Source organism: Pseudomonas sp. NPDC089534, from assembly GCF_044749305.1.
GTDB classification, from domain to species: domain Bacteria; phylum Pseudomonadota; class Gammaproteobacteria; order Pseudomonadales; family Pseudomonadaceae; genus Aquipseudomonas; species Aquipseudomonas ekonensis.
Window position 1 is genome coordinate 38,640 of record NZ_JBIVHR010000031.1, and the last position, 21,511, is coordinate 60,150.

Sequence of the window (21,511 nt, forward strand, 5' to 3'; positions counted from 1 at the left end):
CTCAGTGTCATTCGGGGCTGCGGTTCCAGTACCGGAACAACGGCTCCGCCAGAAACAGCACGAACAGCAAGCGCATCACCTGCATCGCCGTGACCAGCGGCACCGACAGTTGCAGGGTTTCCGCCGTCAGGCTCATCTCGGCGATCCCGCCGGGCATCATCCCCAGGGTCAGCGAGCGCAGGTCCAGATGGGTCAGCGCACTCAACCCCAGTGCCGCCAGCGTGGCGATCAGCATGGTCAGCGCCGTGCCGATCAGGGTGCGGCCCATGAACGACGGCGCGCGGCGGAAGAACTGCCGGTTGAAGTGACAGCCCAGGCCGCTGCCGATCAGCCACTGGCCGATCTGGCTGCCGCCGTTGGGCAGGCCGATGTGCAGGTCCCAGCCGATGCTGACCGCCGCGCTCACCAGCAACGGCCCGAACAGCCAGGGGTTGGGCTGGCGCAGGCGCTGCCAGAGCCAGGCGAGCAGGGCGCCTGCCGGAAACAGCAACGCCAGCCAGCGCCAATCGACGCTGCCGGCGTGGGAAATCGGTGTGCCGTCGCCAAGCAGATACTTGAACGCCGCCGGCACGCACAGCACCACCACCAGCACCCGCAGGCTCTGCCCCGCCGCCACATGGCTGAGCATCGCGCCGTTGCGGGCGCCGAGGTTGACCATCTCGCCCGAGCCGCCGGGCATGCTGGAGAAAAACGCGGTGGCGCGGTCCTCGCCGGTGCGTCGCATCAGCCACACGCCGACCACCGCCGACAGGCTGGTGACCAACGCCCCGAAGAAAATCAGGCCGAAGTGGCTCAGCACCTGCTCCATCACCAGCGGAGTGAAGTGCAGGCCGATGCCGATGCCGACGATCCATTGGCCGCATTTGCGGCCGCCGGGGATTTCAGTCAGTTGCCACGGCGTCAGGCAGCGCACGAGGATGATCGCCAGGAGCGAGCCGACCATCCACGGCAGCGGCCAGCCGATCTGGCTGGCGACATAGCCGCCCAGCAGACCGACCAGCGGGGTGCCCCACCAGGATTTGAACGTCCGGTCAGGCATCGGCGACGACGCGCCGTGCGCCCGAACGCTTGCGCCAGATGCGCACGATCGGCACCAGCAGCATCACCACGATCAGCGCCCAGACACCCAGGGTGATGCCGCTCGACCAGAGGATCTCCAGCGAACCGTTGGAGATCGACAGTGCCCGGCGCAGGTTCTGCTCCATCAGGCCGCCGAGGATGAAGCCCAGCAGCACCGGCGACAGCGGGAAGTCGAGCTTGCGCAGGATGTAGCCGAAGATGCCGATGCCGATCATCAGGAACAGGTCGAACGTGGTGGCGTGCACCGCGTAGACGCCGATGGCGGTGATGATCGCGATCATCGGCACCAGCGCCCAGTTCGGCACGGCGAGGATGCGGGTGAAGACGCGGATCATCGGGATGTTCAGGATCACCAGCATGATGTTGGCGATGAACAGCGAGGCGATCAGGCCCCAGACGATGTCCGGCTGCTGCTGGAACAGCAGGGGGCCCGGCGTGATGTTGTACAGCGACAGCGCGCCGATCATCACCGCCGTGGTGCCCGAACCCGGCACGCCGAGGGTCAGCATCGGCACCAGGGCGCCGCAGGCTTCGGCGCCGATGGCGGTTTCCGGTGCGGCCAGGCCGCGCTTGTCGCCCTGGCCGAACTTGCCGCCGGGGCCGGCGATGCGCTTCTCGGTCATGTACGCCACGGCGCTGGCCAGGGTCGCGCCGGCGCCGGGCAGCACGCCCATGATGAAGCCCAGCACGCCGCAGCGCAGGTTCACCGCGAACACCGAAGCGGCTTCCTTGAAGTTGAACAGCATGCGCCCGGTGGCCTTGAACGCTTCCTGGCCGCGGTGGGTCTTTTCCAGCAGCAGCAGGATTTCGCTGATGGAGAACAGGCCCAGCACCAGCACCACGAACTGGATGCCGTCGGTGAGGTGGATGTTGTCGCCGGTGAAGCGGTACACGCCGCTGTTGGCGTCGATCCCGACCGTGGACAGGAACAGGCCGATCAGCGCCGCGATGAAGGTCTTCATCGGCCGGTCGCCGGCCATGCCGCCCAGGCAGACGATCGCGAACACCATCAGCACGAAGTATTCGGCGGGGCCGAAGGCGATGGCCCACTTCGCCAGCATCGGCGCGAACACCACCATGCCGCAGGTGGCGATGAAGGCGCCGATGAACGAGCTCCAGGCCGACAGCGACAGCGCCACCCCGGCCAGGCCCTGGCGGGCCATCGGGTAACCGTCGAGGGTGGTCATCACGGTGGAGGCTTCGCCGGGGATGTTCAGCAGGATCGAGCTGATCCGGCCGCCGTACTCGCAGCCCAGGTAGACCGCCGCCAGCAGGATCAGCGCCGACTCCGGCGGCAGGCCCAGGGCGAACGCGATGGGGATCAGCAGCGCCACGCCGTTGATCGGGCCCAGGCCCGGCAACAGGCCGACGATGGTGCCGATGAGGGTGCCGCTCAGGGCGGTGACGAGGTTGTAGGGGGTCATCGCCACCCCGAAACCGTGACTCAGGTATCCAAGCGTATCCATATCAGTTCTCCAGGACGTCGAGCAGGCCCAGCGGCAGCGGGACGTCCATGACTTTGTCGAACAGCAGGTACAGGCCGACGCTCAGCAGGCTGATGATGACCGCGCCGGGCAGCCAGCGGCCGCCGTACAGGCGCGCCATCGGAATGCCGATCAGGGTGCTGCTGAGGATGAAGCCCAGGGGTTCGAACAGACCGGCGAACACCACCAGCAGCAACACGCACACGCCGATCTTCTTCAGCGTTTCGCGGTCCAGCGGCGGGTCTTCTTCGGTGTGCTTGATGGGGGAGGGGCGGTAGATCATGTAGATCAGCGCCAGGCCCATCAGCCCGAGCATCAGCAGCGGAAAGGCCCGGGGGCCGATCGGTTCGTAGGAAAACGGTGCCTGGTAGGGCCAGGCCATCAGCACGAGGCCGGCGCAGGCCAGCAGCAGTACCGACGCGAAGAGGCGTTGAACGAGCATGGGAAACTCCTGGGCCGCCGCCGCGCAACCGGCAGCGGCGGCCGCTAGACAGAGATCACTGGATCAGGCCGAACTCTTTGGCCAGCACCTTGTAGTCCGCGACTTGCTTCTTCACGTAGGTGTCCAGCTCCGGGCCGGTCATGGCGAACGGGAACAGCTCGCGCTGATCGCGCAGCTTGGCGAACTCGTCGGAGGCCAGCAGTTTGTCGAAGGAGGCTTTCCACCAGGCGTAGTCTTCGTCGCTGACCTTCGGCCCCAGGTAGAAGCCGCGCACCACCGGCCAGACGATGTCGTAGCCTTGCTCGCGGGCGGTCGGGATGTTTTTCATTTCCGGCTCGTCGAGGCGGTTCTCGGCGAACACCGCCAGCAGGCGCATGTCGCCGCTGAGGATGTGCGGCATGGAGTCGGAGATGTCGGTGCTGCCGACCTGGATGTGGCCGCCGAGCAGGGCGGTGGCGATCTCGCCGCCGCCTTCGAGGGCGACGTAGCGCAGGTCGCGCGGGTTGATCCCGGCGGCCTTGGCGATCAGGGCGGTCTGCATCCAGTCCTGGCTGCCGACGGTGCCGCCGGAGCCGATCACCACGGCGCTCGGGTCTTTTTTCAGCGCCTTGACCAGGTCGTCGAGGGTCTTGTAGGGCGAATCGCTTTTCACCGCGATGGCGCCGTAGCTGGTGCCGACCGCCGCCAGCCAGCGCACGTTGGTCTCATCGAAACGGCCGAACTTGCCCTGAGCCAGGTTCAGCAACGAACCGCTCGACCACGCCACCAGCGTGCCCGCATCGGCCGGACGCTGGGCGACCACCGCGTTGTACGCCACCGCGCCGACGCCGCCGGGCATATAGGTCACGCGCATCGGCTTGGTCAGCAGCTTTTCGTTCACCAGCGCGCTTTGCGCCAGTTTGCAGGTCAGGTCGAAACCGCCGCCGGGGGAGGCCGGCGCGATGCATTCCGGGCGTTTGGGTTCGGCCATCAATTGGCCGGCGAACACCATGAGGCCGGCGGCCAGAGCGACTTTACGCAGTGATAAGTTCATCTATGTCTCCTTGGGAGTTGTTGTTATGGACGTACTGAATTACCAAAGGGCAACGCTGTAGCTCACCAGCAGACGCACTTCATCGGCATCGCGGGCGGAGTAGTTGGAGCGGTAGGTGGCATTGCGCAGGCGCACGGCGACGTCCTTGAGGGCGCCGCTTTGTACTACATATTTGATCTCGGTGTTGCGCTCCCACTCCTTGCCTTCGTCGCCGTTCTTGAGCTGGATGTTGTCGCCGCTCAGGTAACGGGTCATGAAGCTCAGGCCGGGGATGCCGAGCCTGGCGAAGTCGAAGTCGTAGCGAGCTTGCCAGGAGCGTTCTTCGGCGCCGGCGAAGTCGTTGATCTGCACGAAGTTGACCAGGTACGGGTCGCTGCCGTCGACATAAGGGAACGCGCTGTCGCCGGACATGTGCTGGTAGCCGGCGGTGAACTTGTGGCCGCTCAGGGCGTAGCTGACCAGGCCGTTGAGCGAGCGGTTGTCGATCTTGCCGCCGCGGGCCGCGCCCTGGTCGTCGCTGAGGGCGAACCGCAGGTCGGTGGCGAAGGTGCCGGGCCCCATCGGCTGCGAGGCGACCAGGCCGAGGAAGTGCTGGTTATAGACCTCGGCGAGTTGGGCGAAGTGGTAGCTGCCGGTGATCTTGTCGGTGAACTTGTAGTCCAGGCCGCCGAAGTCGAAGTGCTTGCCGGCGACGGTGCCGGCGAAGCGGCCGTTCTTGTTGTTGAGGGCGATGTCCTCGAAATCGGTGCTGTCGCGGTCCTTGGCCTTCTCCAGGCGCCCGCCGGTGAACGTCAGGTTCTTGATCTCCTTGGAGGTCAGCAGGCCGCCTTCGAAGGTCTGCGGCAGGATGCGCCCGTCGTTGGGCTTGAGGATCGGCAGTTCCGGGATCAGGCTGCCGATCTTCAGTTCGGTGGCGGAGATCTTGACCTTGCCGGTCAGGCCGAGCTTGGCGTATTCGTCCGCCGCGCGACCGTCATCGTGGGTCGGCAACAGGCCGGTGCCGGTGCGGTCCGGGCTCGAATCGAGCTTGACCCCCAGCATGCCCAGCGCATCGACTCCGAACCCCACGGTGCCGTCGGTGTAGCCCGACTGCAGGTTGAGCATGAAGCCCTGGGCCCATTCGTCCCGCTTGGATTGCTGGGCGCTGGTGCCGTCGCGGAAGTCGCGGTTGAAGTACATGTTGCGGGTTTCGAAGGTGGCGCTGCTGTCTTCGATGAAGTCGGCATGGCTCAGCGGGGAAAAGCCGGCAAGGGCGGCGGCGCTGGCGAGGGCGGTGCGGCTGAAGCGGGAAGGACGGACAGGCGCGAAGGCCCGGCTCTGCAAGGACTGCATGGATGCTGTACTCCGTTTATTGTTCTTATTGGTCGAAAACGCTTCGTGGCGTTTTTCGCAGCGCTGTGTGCGGCAGCGACGGAAGTCGAAACATTCCGTTACCCGACTCTAACGGCCCAACCTTTCGCTAACCTTTCAGTTGACTTTCACGGTTTTCGGGCTTCACAGCGGCGGTGGCGGCGGTAAACTCCGCGCCAAAGAGTGGCGTCGGCCACCCCCTGAATGAGGTAAGGATCCATGCGTGTTCTGCTCGTCGAAGACCATTTGCCGCTCGCCGAAAGCGTGGCGCAGGCGCTCAAGGGCACCGGTCTGACCGTGGATGTGCTGCACGACGGCGTGGCCGCCGACCTGGCGCTGGGCAGCGAGGAATACGCCATGGCGATCCTCGACGTGGGCCTGCCGCGCATGGACGGGTTCGAGGTGCTGGCGCGCCTGCGCGCACGCGGCAAGAACCTGCCGGTGCTGATGCTGACCGCCCGCAGCGACGTCAAGGACCGGGTGCATGGCCTCAACCTCGGCGCCGACGATTACCTGGCCAAGCCGTTCGAGCTGACCGAGCTGGAGGCGCGGGTCAAGGCCCTGTTGCGCCGCAGCGTGCTCGGCGGCGAACGCCAGCAGCGCTGCGGCGTGCTGGCCTACGACCTCGACACCCGGCGCTTCACCCTCGGCGAAGAACTGCTGACGCTGACCTCCCGCGAACAGGCCGTGCTCGAAGCGCTGATCGCGCGGCCGGGGCGGGTGATGAGCAAGGAGCAGTTGGCGGCGCAGGTGTTCGGCCTGGATGAGGAAGCGAGCCCCGACGCCATCGAAATCTACGTGCACCGCCTGCGCAAGAAGCTCGACGGGCAAGCGGTGGCCATCGTGACGTTCCGTGGCCTGGGCTACCTGCTGGAAAGCCGCGATGCATAAGCCCAGCAGCCTGCGCTGGCGGTTGCTGTGGAACCTGGCGCTGCTGCTGGTGGTGCTGATGCTCGCCAGCGGCCTGAGCGCCTACTGGAACGGACGCGAAGCCGCCGACACCGCTTACGACCGCACGCTGCTGGCGTCGGCCCGCACCATCGCCGCCGGCCTCTCGCAGCGTGACGGCAGCCTCAGCGCCGACGTGCCCTACGTGGCCCTCGACACCTTCGCCTACGACAGCGCCGGGCGCATCTACTACCAGGTCAACGACATCCACCAGAAGCTGATCTCCGGCTACGAGAACCTCCCCGGCCCGCCGCCTGGCACGCCGCGCACCGACAGCTATCCGGCCCTGGCGCGGTTCTACGACGCCACCTACCGCGGGCAGAACGTGCGGGTGGTGAGCCTGCTCAAGGCCGTCAGCGAACCGAACATGAACGGCATGGCGGAAATCCGCGTCGCCGAAACCGACGAAGCGCGGGTCAGCATGGCGCAAAGCCTGGCGGCCGATACGCTGCTGCGCCTGGGCATGCTGGCCGGCGGCGCGTTGCTGCTGGTGTGGTTCGCGGTGAGCGCCGCGCTGCGGCCGCTGGAGCGTTTGCGCACGGCGGTGGAAGAGCGCCAGCCTGACGATCTGCGGCCCTTGCCGCTGGTGCAGGTGCAGCACGAGCTATGGCCGCTGGTGCGGGCGCTCAACCATTTCACCGAGCGCCTGCGCGGGCAGTTCGAGCGTCAGGCGCAGTTCATCGCCGATGCGGCGCACGAGTTGCGCACGCCGCTGGCGGCGCTCAAGGCGCGGCTGGAGTTGGGCCTGCGATCGAATCAGCCGCAGGTCTGGCGAGACACCCTGCAGTCCTCGGCGCAAAGCACGGACCGGCTGACCCACCTGGCCAATCAGTTGCTGTCGCTGGCGCGGGTGGAAAACGGCGCGCGGGCCATCGCCGAAGGCGGCGCCGAGCTGCTCGACCTGAGCCAGTTGGCCAGGGAGCTGGGCATGGCCATGGCGCCGCTGGCCCATGCCCGAGGCGTCGCGCTGGCGCTGGAGGCGGATCAGCCGGTGTGGCTGCGCGGCGAGCCGACGCTGCTCAACGAACTGCTGAGCAATCTGGTGGACAACGCGTTGGCGCACACGCCGTCGGGCGGCAACGTGATCCTGCGGGTCACGGCGCCGGCGGTGCTGGAAGTCGAGGATGACGGACCGGGGATTCCGCTGCACGAGCGCGACCGGGTGTTCGAGCGCTTCTACCGGCGCAACCAGCAGGTGGCGGGATCGGGGTTGGGGCTGGCGATCGTCGGCGAGATCTGCCGGGCGCACCTGGCGCAGATCTCGCTGCATGATGGCGAGCACGGGGGGTTGAAGGTCAGGGTCAGCTTCATCGCCGGATGAGGCTTTTTAGGATTGATTCTGGAAGGCAGCGCCGCCGAGCATCGGGGCTGCTTCGCAGCCCAGCGGGAGCAAGCTCCCTCGCCACATCGGTCAGTAGAACATCGACCGCGATTCTTCCAGGTCCGCGCACATTTCCTTGTTCTCCGTGTCGATCCCCAGCTTGCGGAACGCCGGAACGCTGAAGGGGTCGATGCGCGCGAACGGGTGCTCGGTGTCCTTGTGGCAGTACAGGCTGGCCACCTGCACCAGATCGACGTAATCGATCTCGGCCGATTCCCGCTTGAAGTCCTGATACAGCCCCGGCAGCTCCACCAGCCGCTCCGGGAACTCCCAGACGCGCAGCAGCTTGTCGCCGAGCAGCGGGTGAATGTGGTCGATCACGTGGTTGAGGCTGACCGGGTCCGACAGCAGCTCGTAATGGTCTTCGGCGTAGGTCAGGATCGGCAGGACGCCGATCTGGTGCACCAGCCCGCCGAGGGCGGCCTGGTCAGGCTTGAGCTGGGTGTGGCGGCGGCACAGCGCGTAGCTGACCCCGGCGATCTCCAGGCTCTTGCGCCAGACTTCGCGCATCTTCTGTTCCACCACGTCGGAGCGGGCATGGAAGATCTGCTCCATCACCAGACCGATCGCCAGGTTGCTGCTGTAGTTGACCCCCAGCCGGGTGATGGCCGTGTGCAGGTCGGTGACTTCCTGCGTCGCGCGCAGCAGCGGGCTGTTGACCACCTTGATCAGGCGCGCCGACAGCGCGGTGTCCCGGCCGATCACCTTGCTCAGGTCGCTGACGCTGATTTCCGGGTCTTCGGCGGCCTTGCGGATCTGCAACGCCACTTCCGGCAAGGTCGGCAGAACCAGATCATCGTTGTCGATGGCCTCAACCAAATCCTGTTGGACCTTATCCGCCAGCTCGCTCATGTCGTATCTCTAGGTCTTGCACCAAAGGCCGCGCTCAGCGCTGGATCTCGCGGTCGCGATCCAGTTCGTAAGGCAGATCGAGCACGTGCAGCGCCGGGCCTTCGAGCGTGCCCAGATGCACGGCGCCCTCGTCGGCGGCTTCGGCCTGCAGCACCGCGAGCAGTTCGATGTTCTGTTCGGCGCGGGCGGCCAGCACCACTTCGCCGATGGAGCTGCCGTGGCTTGGCGCAAACAGCGGGGTGCCGGGCTCCGGCAATTCGCCGGCCTCCAGGCTGACGCGGTATTGGCGACGCTTGAGCTTGCCCAGGTACTGCATGCGCGCGACGATTTCCTGGCCGGTGTAGCAGCCTTTCTTGAAGCTCACGCCGCCGACGGCCTGCAGGTTGAGCATCTGCGGAATGAACAGCTCGCGGGTGCTCGGCATGACCTGGCCGATGCCGGCGCGGATCTGGCCCAGCAGCCAACCGTTCAGGTCGCCTTCGGCCAGTGCGGCGGACAGCCGGGCCTTGATGGCGTCGGCCTGATCGGCGGGCACCCACAGTTCGGCGCGGTCCGGCGAGACGCGGATCGCGATCAGGCCTTCGTGGCGCGCCACGCTGTCGGTCTCGGCCGGCAGGTTCAGGCCGAGGCCGTTCAGGGCCGCGTCCCCGTTAACCAGGCCAAAGCGCACCCAGGCTGCGCTTTCGTCGGTCAGCTTCGATTTGGAGAACACCGCGTATTTCTTCAGGTCCGCCAACTGCGGTTCCAGCAGCCCACCGGCCATCGCCATCAGGACGCCGTCGCCTTCGAGCAGGATGCGGAAGCTCGACTGCATCCGGCCTTTCTGCGTGCAGCGGGCGCCGAGGCTGGATTGGCTGTCGCTCAGGTAGTTGATGTTGCAGGTCAGCTGGCCTTGCAGGAACTTGCCGGCATCCGCGCCGCGGACCGCGAGAACGCCTTCATGTGACAGGGTGCAGAAAAAAGCAGAATCGGCCATGGGTCATCGCAGGGTAAATAGACTGGGGCACATCATAAGGGGGGCACGTTGAAATGGATAGTTCATAAAGGATCGGTGGCGCCCGACCAAAGCCGACTGTTCGATGCGCGCCCGGTCTGTATACTTGCGGCCTATTTGAGGAGCGCTCCATGGTCGAACAAGTTGAACTGAACCGCCTCTTTTGGCACAGCCGCCGCGGCATGCTCGAGCTGGACGTGCTGCTGGTGCCGTTCGTCAAAGAGGTCTACGCGAACCTGAACGACGTGGACCGCGCACTGTATGTCCGTCTGCTCGAATGCGAGGATCAGGACATGTTCGGCTGGTTCATGGAGCGCAGCGAATCGGATGATCCGGAGCTGCAGCGCATGGTTCGCATGATCCTGGACCGTGTCCAGCCCAAGTAACGTGTTTGAATGCCGCTGGCAGGCCTCAGGGCAACTGCTGGCGGCGTATCTGCTGACCCAGGCGTTCGCCCTGGGGGCCGTGTTTTTTCTATCCGTACCGCTCTGGGCCAGCCTGCCCGGGGCTTTGGCCTGTCTGGGCCATGCCGCGTGGGTGTTGCCGCGCCAGATTCTTCTCAGCCATCCCAAAGCCTTCAGCGGTTTGCGCCGCGCCGCGGACGGTTGGCGGCTGTGGAACCGCGCCGATGGCTGGCAGCCGGTGCAGCTGCGGCCGGACAGCCTGGCGCTGCCGCTGATCGTGGTGCTGCGTTTCCGTCTGCGGGGAGAGCGGCGCACACGGTCGGTCTGCGTGCCCCGCGACGCGCTGACGGCGGATGTGCACCGTCGCCTGCGCGTGCGCCTCAAGTTCAGCCGGCGTAGGTGGGCGGCACCAGAATAGTGTCCAGCGCTTCGGGCAGCAGGTCCGGGTAGTCGAGGGTGAAATGCAGCCCCCGGCTTTCCTTGCGCTCCATGGCCGAGCGGATCATCAGTTGCGCCACCTGGGCCAGGTTGCGCAGCTCGATCAGGTCGCGGCTGACCTTGTAGTTGCTGTAGAACTCGTCGATCTCGTCCAGCAGCAGGCGCACGCGGTGCTGGGCCCGCTGCAGGCGCTTGTTGGTGCGCACGATGCCGACGTAGTCCCACATGAACCGCCGCAGTTCGTCCCAGTTGTGCGCGATGATCACGTCTTCGTCCGAATCGGTCACCTGGCTGGCGTCCCAGGCGGGCAGGGCGCTGGGCGCACTGATGTCGTCCAGTTGCCCCAGAATGTCGGCCGCGGCCGAACGGGCATAGACGAAACACTCCAGCAGCGAGTTGCTGGCCATGCGGTTGGCGCCGTGCAGGCCGGTGAAGCTGGTTTCGCCGATGGCATAGAGGCCCGGCACGTCGGTGCGGCCCTGCTGGTCGACCATCACGCCGCCGCAGGTGTAGTGCGCTGCCGGAACGACCGGGATCGGTTGTTTGGTGATGTCGATGCCGAACCCGAGGCAGCGCTCGTAGACAGTCGGGAAGTGGCTTTTGACGAAGGCTTCGGGCTTGTGGCTGATGTCCAGGAAAACGCAGTCCACGCCCAGCCGTTTCATTTCATGGTCGATGGCCCGGGCCACGATGTCCCGGGGCGCCAATTCGGCGCGCGGGTCGAAACGCTGCATGAAGCGCTCGCCGTTCGGCAGCTTCAGGTGGGCACCTTCGCCGCGCAGGGCCTCGGTGATCAGGAAACTCTTGGCCTGCGGGTGATACAGGCAAGTGGGGTGGAACTGGTTGAATTCCAGGTTCGCCACCCGGCAACCCGCCCGCCAGGCCATGGCGATGCCGTCGCCGCAGGCGCCGTCGGGGTTGCTGGTGTAGAGGTAGACCTTGGCCGCGCCGCCGGAGGCCAGGATCACGAACCTGGCACCGTAGGTGTCGACCTCGCCGGTGCGGCGGTTGAGCACGTAGGCGCCGAGGCAGCGGTCGCCGTCCAGGCCCAGTCGGCGTTCGGTGATCAGGTCGACGGCGACCCGCTGCTCCAGCAGTTCGATGTTCGGGCGCTCCTTGGCCTGGGCCAGCAGCGTCGTGAAAATCGCCGCGCCGGTGGCATCGGCGGCGTGGATGATGCGCCGGTGGCTGTGGCCGCCTTCTCGGGTCAGGTGGAATTCGAAGCCGCCGTCTTCTCCGCTGGACTGTTCGTCGCGGGTGAAGGGCACGCCTTGGTCGATCAGCCACTGGATCGCTTCGCGGCTGTGCTCGACGGTGAAGCGCACGGCGTCTTCATGGCAAAGGCCACCGCCGGCGTTCAGGGTGTCGTCGACGTGGGATTCGACGGTGTCGGTGTCGTCCAGTACGGCCGCAACGCCGCCCTGGGCCCAATAGGTGGAGCCGTTGGCCAGATCGCCCTTGCTCAGGACGGCAATGCGCAAATGGCCCGGCAGGGTCAGCGCAAGACTCAAACCGGCAGCGCCGCTGCCAATGACCAGAACATCGTGTTGAAACTGTTGGCTCATTTCAGGATTCCGCTCAAAGCGACCCGGGTCGGGGGTGGCGCAAGACAGCTGGATCGGCACGTCGGGACCGCCACACAGCCCACTAGTATATAGAGGGGGGGATCGGCACAATAGCCGGGCCCGTATGGCATTGTGAAACTACCGTGACGGAGAAATCCGAACGTTTCGTCGGAAGAGTTTTTTGCAGGTTTTGCGAAAAGACGACCGTATCGGGGATGAAACACACTTTTTCCGCTCACGGTTGCCCAATGTCGGTGTGGCGCGGCTATAAATATTTGGAACTTTTGCCAAGGGCCCAAGATCAATAGACAGGTGCCTGAGACAAGGGACAGTGTCGGCTTCGAAGCGGAACCTGCGAGCGGGTTCCTGCCGGCGAACCGATGACAAGATTATTCGCGCAGCCGGTTCATGCCGCGCTGCGTTTTTCGTGCGTGCCTAATCAGAGCCCCGCAGGAAACTTGCTTGGAGGGGGAGAACTTTTGCGAAAAGCCCGAGTCTATGTTTGCAAGTCCGGTCGTTTGGTAATGCAAGCCTCCTCCGAGCTCATCGAGGAGTGTTCATGCTAACCCAGGAAGAGGATCAGCAGCTGGTCGAGCGCGTTCAGCGCGGCGACAAGCGGGCGTTCGATCTGCTGGTGCTGAAGTATCAGCACAAAATTCTCGGGTTGATCGTGCGTTTCGTGCACGACACCCATGAAGCCCAGGACGTTGCGCAAGAGGCCTTCATCAAGGCATTCCGAGCGCTTGGCAACTTTCGCGGAGACAGTGCGTTTTACACGTGGCTTTACCGCATCGCCATCAACACGGCGAAAAACTATCTGGTTTCACGCGGCCGTCGGCCGCCGGATAGCGATGTCAGTTCCGAAGACGCGGAGTTCTATGACGGCGACCACGGCCTCAAGGATCTCGAGTCGCCAGAACGCGCATTGCTGCGGGATGAGATCGAAGGCACCGTCCATCGAACCATTCAGCAACTGCCGGAAGATTTGCGCACGGCTTTGACTTTGCGCGAGTTCGACGGTCTGAGTTATGAGGACATTGCGAGCGTCATGCAATGTCCGGTGGGTACCGTGCGCTCCCGGATCTTCCGCGCCCGGGAGGCCATCGACAAAGCCCTGCAGCCGTTGTTGCAGGAAAACTAAAGACAGCGGCGACAGCCAAGAGAGGAACGCCATGAGTCGGGAAGCCCTGCAGGAATCGCTGTCCGCAGTGATGGATAACGAAGCGGACGAACTGGAACTGCGTCGGGTGCTCAACGCATTTGACGATGTTGAAACCCGTGAAACCTGGGCTCGCTACCAGATTGCCCGTGCAGCCATGCACAAGGATCTGCTGCTTCCGCGTCTGGATCTCGCTGCGGCGGTCTCCGCTGCGCTGGAAGACGAGGCCGCTCCGGCCAAGGTCTCCCGCGGCCCTTGGCGCAACCTGGGTCGCCTGGCCGTTGCGGCATCGGTGACCGTTGCGGTGCTGGCGGGTGTGCGTCTGTACAACCACGACGAAATCGCTGGCGTTGAGTTGGCTCAGCAGTCCAACCAGCCGACCCTGGCCGTGCCACAGGTCAAGGGCCCAGCGGTATTGGCAGGCTACAATGAAAGCTCGGAAGCCACCGGCCCCATGGCCAACGGCGTTCTGCAGGGCCAGCCGGGTTGGCACGACCAGCGTCTGCCAGGCTACCTGCGCCAACATGCCCAGCAGGCCGCACTCAAGGGTACTGAAAGCGCCTTGCCTTACGCGCGTGCAGCCAGCCTGGAAAACCGTTAAGGAGGATCATGCGCGCCATACCTCTACTCTCGCTTCTGCTTGGCGGCTGGTTCATCGTTCCAGCCCATGCCGACGACGCCCAGGATTGGTTGACCCGTCTGGGCCAGGCCGAACAGCAGCAGAGCTTTCACGGCACTTTCGTCTACGAGCGTAACGGTAGTTTCTCTACCCACAACATCTGGCACCGCGTCCAGAACGGCCAGGTTCGCGAGCGGTTGCTTCAGCTCGATGGATCGGCGCAGGAAGTTGTGCGGGTGGATGGACGTACCCAATGTGTCAGTGGCGCACTGATTGCGGGGCTGGGGGATTCGCCGAATTCCGCCGCCCGCCCCCTCGATCCTCAGAAACTCAAGAATTGGTATGAGCTTGCCGTCATCGGCAAGTCGCGTGTGGCCGGGCGTGAAGCGGTGATCGTATCGTTGACGCCCCGCGACCAGCACCGCTACGGTTTCGAACTGCACCTGGACAAGCAGACGGGCCTGCCCCTGAAGTCGCTTCTGCTCAACGACAAGGGCCAGTTGCTCGAACGATTCCAGTTCACCCGCCTCGATACCGCCGAAATCCCTTCCGACAGTGACCTGCAGGCAGGTTCCGACTGCCGGGCCGTCACCCTCGACAGCGACAAGGCGTCTGCCGTCAAGGCCGCCCAGGGCTGGCGCTCGGATTGGCTGCCGCCGGGCTTCGAGCTGACCAGCAGTTCCTCCCACAAGGATCCGGACACCAAGACCCAGGTCAGCAGCCTGATGTACGACGATGGTCTGGCGCGTTTCTCGGTGTTCCTGGAACCGTTGAACGGCGCCACAGTCACGGACACCCGCACCCAGCTCGGGCCGACCGTTGCCGTGTCCCGTCGCCTGACGACGCCTGAGGGCGAAATGATGGTGACCGTGGTCGGTGAGATCCCGATCGGCACCGCCGAACGAATTGCCTTGTCGATGCGCAATGATGGCGCCGCAACCAGCAAGCAATAAGCTGATTCCGGCCCGGCTGTTTCCGCTGTGTCGCCAAGACGCAGAAACGTTTGCTGAGCATTTTCATTTGCAAAACACCCAATTTTTTTCTATAGGTCAGAGCCTCTCGGCTCTGGCCTTGTCTGTCGTTCCCGGAACAAAAATGCCGGCCCGCAGTTTCCGGTGTTCCTTGCTCCATATCGCTTAACCCTGCTCGTCGTAACGGGAGCTGTATGTCGATACCTAGCTTGAAGTCCTATCTCTCCATACTCGCCACAGTGCTGGTGCTCGGTCAGGCCGTGCCTGCCGTGCAAGCGGCCGAGCTGCCTGATTTCACCCAGTTGGTCGAACAGGCCTCGCCTGCGGTGGTGAACATCAGCACCACGCAGAAGCTGCCTGACCGCAAGGTGAGCCAGCAGATGCCTGACCTGGAAGGCTTGCCGCCGATGCTGCGCGAGTTCTTCGAGCGCGGCATGCCGCCGCAGCAGCGTTCGCCCCGCGGCGACCGTCAGCGCGAAGCCCAGTCGCTGGGTTCGGGTTTCATCATTTCGTCCGACGGTTACATCCTGACCAACAACCATGTGATCGCCGACGCCGACGAAATCCTCGTCCGCCTCGCCGACCGCAGCGAAATGAAAGCCAAGCTGATCGGCACCGACCCGCGCTCCGACGTGGCCCTGCTGAAAATCGACGGCAAGGATCTGCCGGTGCTCAAGCTCGGCAAGTCCCAGGACCTGAAGGCCGGCCAGTGGGTCGTGGCGATCGGCTCGCCGTTCGGCTTCGACCACACCGTGACCCAAGGCATCGTCAGCGCCGTCGGCCGCAGCCTGCCGAACGAAAACTATGTGCCGTTCATCCAGACCGACGTGCCGATCAACCCGGGCAACTCCGGTGGTCCGCTGTTCAACCTGAACGGTGAAGTGGTCGGCATCAACTCGCAGATCTACACCCGCTCCGGCGGCTTCATGGGCGTGTCGTTCGCCATCCCGATCGACGTGGCGATGGACGTCTCCAACCAGCTCAAGAGCGGTGGCAAGGTGAGCCGCGGCTGGCTGGGCGTGGTCATCCAGGAAGTGAACAAGGATCTGGCCGAGTCGTTCGGTCTGGATAAACCGGCCGGTGCGCTGGTGGCCCAGATCCAGGATGACGGTCCGGCGGCCAAGGGCGGCCTGCAGGTGGGCGACGTGATCCTGAGCATGAACGGCCAGCCGATCGTCATGTCCGCCGACCTGCCGCATCTGGTGGGTGCGCTGAAGGCGGGTGCCAAGGCCAATCTGGAGGTGATCCGCGACGGCAAGCGCAAGAATGTCGAGCTGACCGTCGGTGCGATTCCTGACGAGGACAAGGACACGGACGTGCTGCCGAAGTCCGGTGTCGAGAGCACCAGCAACCGCCTGGGCGTGTCGGTCGGCGAGCTGAGCGCCGAGCAGAAGAAAACCTACGACCTCAAGGGCGGCGTGGTCATCAAGGAAGTCCAGGACGGCCCTGCGGCGCTGATCGGCCTGCAGCCGGGTGACATCATCACTCACCTGAACAACCAGGCCATCGGCTCCGCCAAAGAGTTCGCCGAGATCGCCAAGGCGCTGCCGAAGAACCGTTCGGTGTCGATGCGGGTGCTGCGTCAGGGACGCGCCAGCTTCATCACGTTCAAGCTGGCCGAGTGATCGGCTGGTCGATCCAGTAAAGGAAACCGCCTCGTAAGAGGCGGTTTTTTTGTGCCCGCAGTTTGTTGTCGGCTGGCGGTTTCAGCCCATCATGTCCTTGATCATGCGCTCCTGTTCCATCAGCTCGCGCTGGCGGGCATCGATGCGCGACGACAGCGGGAAGTTGTTGCCGGCCTTGCGCTTGGCGAAGTCCAGTTGCTGGATCGCCTGACGGTAATCGCCCACCAGGGCGAAGTATTCGGCGCGGGCCTGATGCAGGCCTATGATGTTGCCGGACAGGCCGCGTGTTTCGGCCACCTGATACCACACGTCCGGATCGTCCGGGCGCGATTTGAGCAGGCTGTCCAGGGCCTTCTCCGCATCGGCGGCGCGGTTCTGCTTGAGCAGCAGGTCGACCCGCACCTGGTTCAGCGGGTAGTTGCCGGGATACTGCGTGAGCAGCCGGTCGACCCGTGACTGGGCGTCGGGCAGGCGGTTGTTGGTGATGTCCAGATCGACCTGGGCCAGGTTGTAGATCAGTTCGTTCGGTGACTTGGCCAGCAACGGCTTGAGGTTTTCCCGCGCTTCGTTCAGCTGGCCGCCCTTGATCTGGGCAATGGCCAGCCCGTAGCGGGCCACGTCGTTCTTCGGGTTTTCATCCAGCTGCGCGCGGAAGCGCTTGGCGCCCAGCCCCGGGGTCTCTTCGTAGATCAGTTGCACGCGGGCGCGGATCAGCTGATAGCGCAGGCTGTCCTCGATGCCGCCGGGCTTGGCCTGTTCGGCGCGGTTGCGGGTGTCGGCGATCCGCGATTCGGTGACCGGGTGGGTCAGCAGGAATTCCGGCGGTTTGGCGTCGAAGCGGTATTGGCGCATGAGGCGTTCGAACATCGTCGGCATCGAGCGCGGGTCGTAGCCGGCCTTTTCCAGGTTGAGGATGCCGATGCGGTCGGCTTCCTGCTCGTTCTGGCGCGAGAAGGTGCGCTGCGACTGGATCGCCGCCGCCTGTGTGCCGGCGATGGTCGCGATCCCGGCATCCCCGCCGCCGGCGGCCGCGATCACGATCCCGGCCAGCAGGGCGGCCATCATCGGCACCTGCATCCGCTGGGAGGCTTCGACGCCCCGGGCGAAGTGGCGTTGGGACAAATGCGCCAATTCGTGGGCCAGCACCGAGGCGTACTCGCCTTCGGTCTGCGCGTTGAGGAACAGGCCGCCGTTGACCCCGACCACGCCGCCGGGTGCGGCGAAGGCGTTGAGCTGCGGGCTGTTGATCAGGATGAACTCCAGGCGCCGGTCGCTGACCTGGCTGGTCTCCACCAGTTTATAGACGCTGGACTCGACGTAGTCCTTGAGCTGCGGATCGTTCAGTTGGGAAACCTGGCTGCGCAGCAGGGCCAGCCAGGCGCGGCCCAGCTGGTATTCCTGTTGCGGCGAGACAATGGCAGAGCTGGCATCACCGAGTGACGGCAGATCGTCGGCGAAGCCCGGAGAGGCGAGCAGGCAAGCGAGCGTCAGCAGGGTAGGGCGCAGAAAAGTCATGCACAAAGCCTTAGTCGACAAAGACCTTACTGTAGCCGGACACCGGGCCTGCGACCAGATATTCTAGGCGGCCTGACCCACCTGATCCGGAGTGCTCCATGAACGACGCTGTAGCCCATGACCGCGAACTGGACGCCAGCGGACTGAATTGCCCGTTGCCGTTGCTCAAGGCCAAGATGGAGCTCAACAAGCTGCCCAGCGGCGCGGTGCTCAAGGTGATCGCCACGGACGCGGGTTCGCAGCGCGATTTCCGCACCTTTGCCAAATTGGCCGGTCATACGCTGCTGCGCGAAGAAGACGAGGCGGGCGTCTACCGTTACTGGTTGAAAAAAGCCTGAAACCGACAGCGTTCAAGACCTAAGGAATATTGATGTTCAAAGTGTTACGCGACTGGATTCAGCGCTACTTTTCCGATGAAGAGGCGGTGGTGCTGGCGGTGCTGCTGTTTCTCGCCTTCACGGCGGTGCTCACCTTGGGCGGCATGCTTGCGCCGGTGCTGGCGGGGATGGTGCTGGCTTACCTGATGCAAGGGCTGGTGGTCACCCTCGAGCGGCTGCGCATGCCCGGCGGTGCGGCGGTGGGGCTGGTGTTCGCGCTGTTCATGGGCGTGCTGATGGTGTTCATCGTGGTGGTGCTGCCGCTGCTCTGGCATCAGTTGATCACGCTGTTCAACGAATTGCCGGGGATGCTCGCCAAATGGCAGTCGCTGTTGCTGCTGTTGCCGGAGCGCTACCCGCACCTGGTGTCCGACGAGCAGGTGCTGCAGGCCATCGAGGCGGCGCGGGGCGAGATCGGCAAGTTCGGCCAGTGGGCGCTGACGTTCTCGCTGTCGAGCCTGCCGCTGCTGGTGAACGTCATGATCTATCTGGTGCTGGTGCCGATCCTGGTGTTCTTCTTCCTCAAGGACCGGGCGATGATCGGCGAATGGGTGCGCGGCTATTTGCCGCGGGAGCGGGCGCTGATCACCCGGGTCGCCCAGGAAATGAACCGGCAGATCGCCAACTACATTCGCGGCAAGGTCATCGAGATCGTGATCTGCGGCGGCGTGACGTACATCGCCTTCGTTGCGCTGGGGCTCAACTACGCCGCGCTGCTGGCGTTGCTGGTGGGCGTGTCGGTGGTGGTGCCGTATGTCGGGGCGGTGGTGGTGACCGTGCCGGTGCTGCTGATCGCGTTGTTCCAGTGGGGCTGGAGCGACCAGTTCATCTATCTGATGGCGGTGTACGGAATCATCCAGACCCTGGATGGCAACGTGCTGGTGCCGTTGCTGTTTTCCGAGGCGGTCAACCTGCACCCGGTGGCGATCATCTGCGCGGTGCTGCTGTTCGGCGGGTTGTGGGGGTTCTGGGGCGTGTTCTTCGCGATTCCCCTGGCGACGCTGTTCAAGGCTGTGCTGGATGCCTGGCCGCGCAAGGAGCCGGTGGTGGCGCCGCTGCTGTAGGGCGTGTTGCGGTGGGGCTCAGGGCTTCATCGCGAGCAGGCTCGCTCCCACAGGGGATGTGTCGTGCAGATCAATCCAATGTGGAAGCGGGCCTGCCCGCAAAGGCATCAAGCCTTGTTCAGGGCTTGCGCCGCCGCCAGAACCGCATCGACATGCCCCGGCACCTTCACGCCACGCCATTCCTGACGCAGCACGCCGTTCTTGTCGATGAGGAACGTGCTGCGATCCACGCCCATGTATTCCTTGCCGTAGAGCTTCTTCAGCTTGATCACGTCGAACAGCTGGCAGACGGCCTCGTCCTTGTCGCTGATCAGCTCGAACGGGAATTCCTGCTTGCACTTGAAGTTTTCGTGGGACTTCAGGCCGTCGCGGGACACCCCGAAGATTTCCGTGTCGGCGGCCTGGAATGCGGCGTATTGGTCGCGAAAGCCCTGGCCCTCGGTGGTGCAGCCGGGGGTGCTGTCCTTCGGATAGAAGTAGATCACCACCTGCTTGCCCTTGAGGCCGGCGAGGCTGACGGTTTTCCCGCTGGTGGCGGGGGCTTCGAAATCGGCAACCGGTTGGTCGATCGCAACGGCCATGAAAGCTTCCTTCTTACATTGGGTTCTGTGGGCGCCACGGTTCGATCAGCGCGTCCAGGTTCATCGCGTCGGCGAAGTCCAGGAACTGGTCGCGCAGCCAGCTGATCTGGGTGCCGGCCGGCAGGGTCACGGTGAACGTGGCGTTGAGCATGGTGCCGCCGGTCTGCGGGGCCTGGTAGGTGTCGCAGGTCAGGTTTTCCAGGTCGATGTTGTGGTCGACGAAGAACTGGCACAGCTCGCTGATGATGTCGGAGCGGTAGGCCGAGCTGACGTAGGCCACGTACGGCAAGGCCTGCGGGCGGTTTTCCAGGGCGGCGCTGCGCACCACGTTGACGGTGAAGGCGTGGCGCTTGGCCAGAACCGGCAGGCTGCTTTCGAGGCGGGCCAGGCCGTCCCAGCTCCCCGAGATCTCGAGCACCAGCGCGCTGCACTCGCCGTGGCGGGTCAGGCGCGAGGTGACGACGGCGCAGCGGTTTTCATGGCTGGCGCGGCACAGGACGTTGGTCAGCTCCATGGGGTTGGCGCCGAGGGCACTGATGACAAGGAATTGTTCGCGAACTGTGGGGGTGGACATGCAGCGTTCCTAAAGCGATGAGCGGTCGGTAGGGTTGGAGCGGCATCCAGTGTCGGGAAGTGCCTGAACAGGCCTGTGCGCAAGCCCCGGCAACGTGCCCCGATGGCTTCCGCGGTGGCGGGAGCGTGCGGCGGCAACGCTGGAACGGGGCCCGGAGGGCCGATTCGGGAGGCTGGAACCCGGCATGCGAGCCGATCTGTACCGATCAAAGCCTGAAGGGTAGCGAAAAGCGGCGCCAAGGGGAATGGCGGCAGCGCAGTACTTCGCTTGTGCAAGCATGTTGGCGCCAGTACCATTACCGCTCTCTTTTTCCGGCAGGAGCGGTTTCATGATTGCGGGCAGTATGGTGGCACTGGTCACACCCATGGATGCACAAGGGCGTCTAGACTGGGACAGCCTCAGCAAACTCGTGGACTTCCACCTCAAGAACGGCACCCATGCCATTGTCGCGGTCGGCACCACCGGCGAGTCGGCGACCCTTGATGTCGAAGAACACATCGCCGTCATCAAAGCCGTGGTCAAACAGGTCGCCGGCCGCATCCCGGTCATCGCCGGCACCGGCGCCAACTCGACCCGCGAAGCCGTCGAACTGACCCGCAACGCCAAAGAGGCCGGCGCCGACGCCTGCCTGCTGGTAGTGCCGTACTACAACAAGCCGACCCAGGAAGGCCTGTACCAGCACTTCAAGCACATCGCCGAAGCCGTCGACATCCCGCAGATCCTCTACAACGTTCCCGGCCGCACCTCCTGCGACATGCAGGCCGAGACCGTGATCCGCCTCTCCACCGTGCCGAACATCATCGGCATCAAGGAAGCCACCGGCGACCTGAAGCGCGCCAAGGCGATCCTCGACGGCGTGAGCGAGGACTTCATCGTGCTGTCCGGCGATGATCCGACCGCTGTCGAGCTGATCCTGATGGGCGGCAAGGGCAACATCTCCGTCACCGCCAACGTCGCCCCGCGCGAAATGGCCGACCTGTGCGAGGCCGCCCTGAAAGGCGACGCCGAGACCGCACGGGCCATCAACGAAAAACTGATGCCGCTGCACAAGGACC

At 64.7% G+C, this 21,511-nt stretch carries 22 protein-coding genes; 11 read left to right on the plus strand and 11 right to left on the minus strand.

Annotated elements, in window-relative coordinates; translation table 11 throughout:
* Positions 1-7: 7 nt before the first annotated feature.
* Genes ACIP0B_RS12315 through ACIP0B_RS12335 form a run of 5 tightly spaced genes read right to left on the minus strand, consistent with a single transcriptional unit; the run spans position 8 to position 5,371 of the window.
* Complete coding sequence (locus ACIP0B_RS12315; protein WP_400832195.1) at positions 8-1,039, minus strand: AbrB family transcriptional regulator; 1,032 nt, start codon at positions 1,037-1,039, stop codon at positions 8-10.
* Positions 1,032-2,546, minus strand: a complete 1,515-nt coding sequence (locus ACIP0B_RS12320) for a tripartite tricarboxylate transporter permease (RefSeq protein WP_400832196.1) — start codon at positions 2,544-2,546, stop codon at positions 1,032-1,034. Before ACIP0B_RS12320 ends, ACIP0B_RS12315 begins: the two co-directional genes overlap by 8 nt.
* Before the next feature lies 1 nt (position 2,547).
* A complete protein-coding gene (locus ACIP0B_RS12325) occupies positions 2,548-3,006 on the minus strand; it encodes a tripartite tricarboxylate transporter TctB family protein (protein WP_400832197.1) in 459 nt (152 codons plus the stop codon).
* Between the two features lie 55 nt (positions 3,007-3,061).
* The gene (locus tag ACIP0B_RS12330) at positions 3,062-4,039 is read right to left on the minus strand and encodes a Bug family tripartite tricarboxylate transporter substrate binding protein (RefSeq protein ID WP_400832198.1); all 978 of its coding nucleotides are present in this window, start codon (positions 4,037-4,039) and stop codon (positions 3,062-3,064) included.
* 39 nt (positions 4,040-4,078) lie between these two features.
* Positions 4,079-5,371 (minus strand): OprD family porin, encoded by a 1,293-nt coding sequence (locus ACIP0B_RS12335; RefSeq protein WP_400832200.1) that lies wholly within the window; start codon positions 5,369-5,371, stop codon positions 4,079-4,081.
* Positions 5,372-5,608: 237 nt separating this feature from the next.
* Between ACIP0B_RS12335 and ACIP0B_RS12340 the strand changes: the two genes are divergently transcribed.
* Together ACIP0B_RS12340 and ACIP0B_RS12345 are read left to right on the plus strand one after the other, a co-directional pair.
* Entirely contained in the window at positions 5,609-6,280 is a 672-nt protein-coding gene (locus ACIP0B_RS12340) for a response regulator (RefSeq protein WP_217893272.1), read from the plus strand.
* Positions 6,273-7,658: a sensor histidine kinase gene (locus ACIP0B_RS12345; protein ID WP_400832202.1), complete on the plus strand. Its 1,386-nt coding sequence runs from the start codon at positions 6,273-6,275 to the stop codon at positions 7,656-7,658. Before ACIP0B_RS12340 ends, ACIP0B_RS12345 begins: the two co-directional genes overlap by 8 nt.
* A 90-nt stretch (positions 7,659-7,748) precedes the next feature.
* On the opposite strand, the gene ACIP0B_RS12350 is transcribed toward ACIP0B_RS12345, so the two are convergent.
* Complete coding sequence (locus ACIP0B_RS12350) at positions 7,749-8,570, minus strand: HDOD domain-containing protein (protein ID WP_085585139.1); 822 nt, start codon at positions 8,568-8,570, stop codon at positions 7,749-7,751.
* Between the two features lie 34 nt (positions 8,571-8,604).
* Complete coding sequence (locus ACIP0B_RS12355) at positions 8,605-9,546, minus strand: YgfZ/GcvT domain-containing protein (protein WP_400832204.1); 942 nt, start codon at positions 9,544-9,546, stop codon at positions 8,605-8,607.
* Between the two features lie 149 nt (positions 9,547-9,695).
* Between ACIP0B_RS12355 and ACIP0B_RS12360 the strand changes: the two genes are divergently transcribed.
* Both ACIP0B_RS12360 and ACIP0B_RS12365 read left to right on the plus strand, forming a co-directional pair.
* Entirely contained in the window at positions 9,696-9,950 is a 255-nt protein-coding gene (locus tag ACIP0B_RS12360) for a succinate dehydrogenase assembly factor 2 (protein WP_085585135.1), read from the plus strand.
* Positions 9,934-10,386 (plus strand): protein YgfX, encoded by a 453-nt coding sequence (locus ACIP0B_RS12365; protein WP_400832205.1) that lies wholly within the window; start codon positions 9,934-9,936, stop codon positions 10,384-10,386. Before ACIP0B_RS12360 ends, ACIP0B_RS12365 begins: the two co-directional genes overlap by 17 nt.
* Here ACIP0B_RS12365 and nadB read toward each other — a convergent pair.
* Positions 10,355-11,971 (minus strand): L-aspartate oxidase, encoded by a 1,617-nt coding sequence (gene nadB / locus ACIP0B_RS12370; protein ID WP_400832207.1) that lies wholly within the window; start codon positions 11,969-11,971, stop codon positions 10,355-10,357. The two genes, ACIP0B_RS12365 and nadB, sit on opposite strands and share 32 nt — an antisense overlap.
* A 559-nt stretch (positions 11,972-12,530) precedes the next feature.
* Between nadB and rpoE the strand changes: the two genes are divergently transcribed.
* The 4 genes from rpoE to ACIP0B_RS12390 all read left to right on the plus strand — a co-directional run bounded on the left by rpoE (position 12,531) and on the right by ACIP0B_RS12390 (position 16,345).
* Positions 12,531-13,112 carry an RNA polymerase sigma factor RpoE gene (gene rpoE / locus ACIP0B_RS12375; protein ID WP_085585129.1) on the plus strand — a complete coding sequence of 194 codons (582 nt, stop codon included), beginning with the start codon at positions 12,531-12,533 and terminating at the stop codon, positions 13,110-13,112.
* Between the two features lie 31 nt (positions 13,113-13,143).
* Positions 13,144-13,731, plus strand: coding sequence for a sigma-E factor negative regulatory protein (locus tag ACIP0B_RS12380; protein ID WP_400832208.1), 588 nt, complete (start codon positions 13,144-13,146; stop codon positions 13,729-13,731).
* Between the two features lie 8 nt (positions 13,732-13,739).
* Positions 13,740-14,702 carry a MucB/RseB C-terminal domain-containing protein gene (locus ACIP0B_RS12385; protein WP_400832209.1) on the plus strand — a complete coding sequence of 321 codons (963 nt, stop codon included), beginning with the start codon at positions 13,740-13,742 and terminating at the stop codon, positions 14,700-14,702.
* Positions 14,703-14,914: 212 nt separating this feature from the next.
* Positions 14,915-16,345: a DegQ family serine endoprotease gene (locus tag ACIP0B_RS12390; RefSeq protein ID WP_400832211.1), complete on the plus strand. Its 1,431-nt coding sequence runs from the start codon at positions 14,915-14,917 to the stop codon at positions 16,343-16,345.
* 81 nt (positions 16,346-16,426) lie between these two features.
* On the opposite strand, the gene ACIP0B_RS12395 is transcribed toward ACIP0B_RS12390, so the two are convergent.
* Positions 16,427-17,860 (minus strand): M48 family metalloprotease, encoded by a 1,434-nt coding sequence (locus ACIP0B_RS12395; protein ID WP_400832212.1) that lies wholly within the window; start codon positions 17,858-17,860, stop codon positions 16,427-16,429.
* Positions 17,861-17,958: 98 nt separating this feature from the next.
* Here ACIP0B_RS12395 and ACIP0B_RS12400 point away from each other — a divergent pair, with 98 nt between their 5' ends.
* Entirely contained in the window at positions 17,959-18,198 is a 240-nt protein-coding gene (locus tag ACIP0B_RS12400; protein ID WP_085585119.1) for a sulfurtransferase TusA family protein, read from the plus strand.
* Between the two features lie 32 nt (positions 18,199-18,230).
* Positions 18,231-19,301, plus strand: coding sequence for an AI-2E family transporter (locus ACIP0B_RS12405; RefSeq protein WP_400832213.1), 1,071 nt, complete (start codon positions 18,231-18,233; stop codon positions 19,299-19,301).
* Positions 19,302-19,408: 107 nt separating this feature from the next.
* Here ACIP0B_RS12405 and ACIP0B_RS12410 read toward each other — a convergent pair whose 3' ends face one another.
* On the minus strand, positions 19,409-19,882 hold the full coding sequence (locus ACIP0B_RS12410) for a peroxiredoxin (RefSeq protein ID WP_400832214.1): 474 nt from the start codon (positions 19,880-19,882) through the stop codon (positions 19,409-19,411).
* Positions 19,883-19,895: 13 nt separating this feature from the next.
* Entirely contained in the window at positions 19,896-20,456 is a 561-nt protein-coding gene (locus ACIP0B_RS12415; RefSeq protein ID WP_400832216.1) for a glycine cleavage system protein R, read from the minus strand.
* Between the two features lie 328 nt (positions 20,457-20,784).
* On the opposite strand from ACIP0B_RS12415, the gene dapA reads away from it, so the two are divergent.
* Positions 20,785-21,511, plus strand: a 727-nt coding sequence (gene dapA / locus ACIP0B_RS12420) for a 4-hydroxy-tetrahydrodipicolinate synthase (protein WP_400832217.1), incomplete at its 3' end; no start/stop codon positions are given.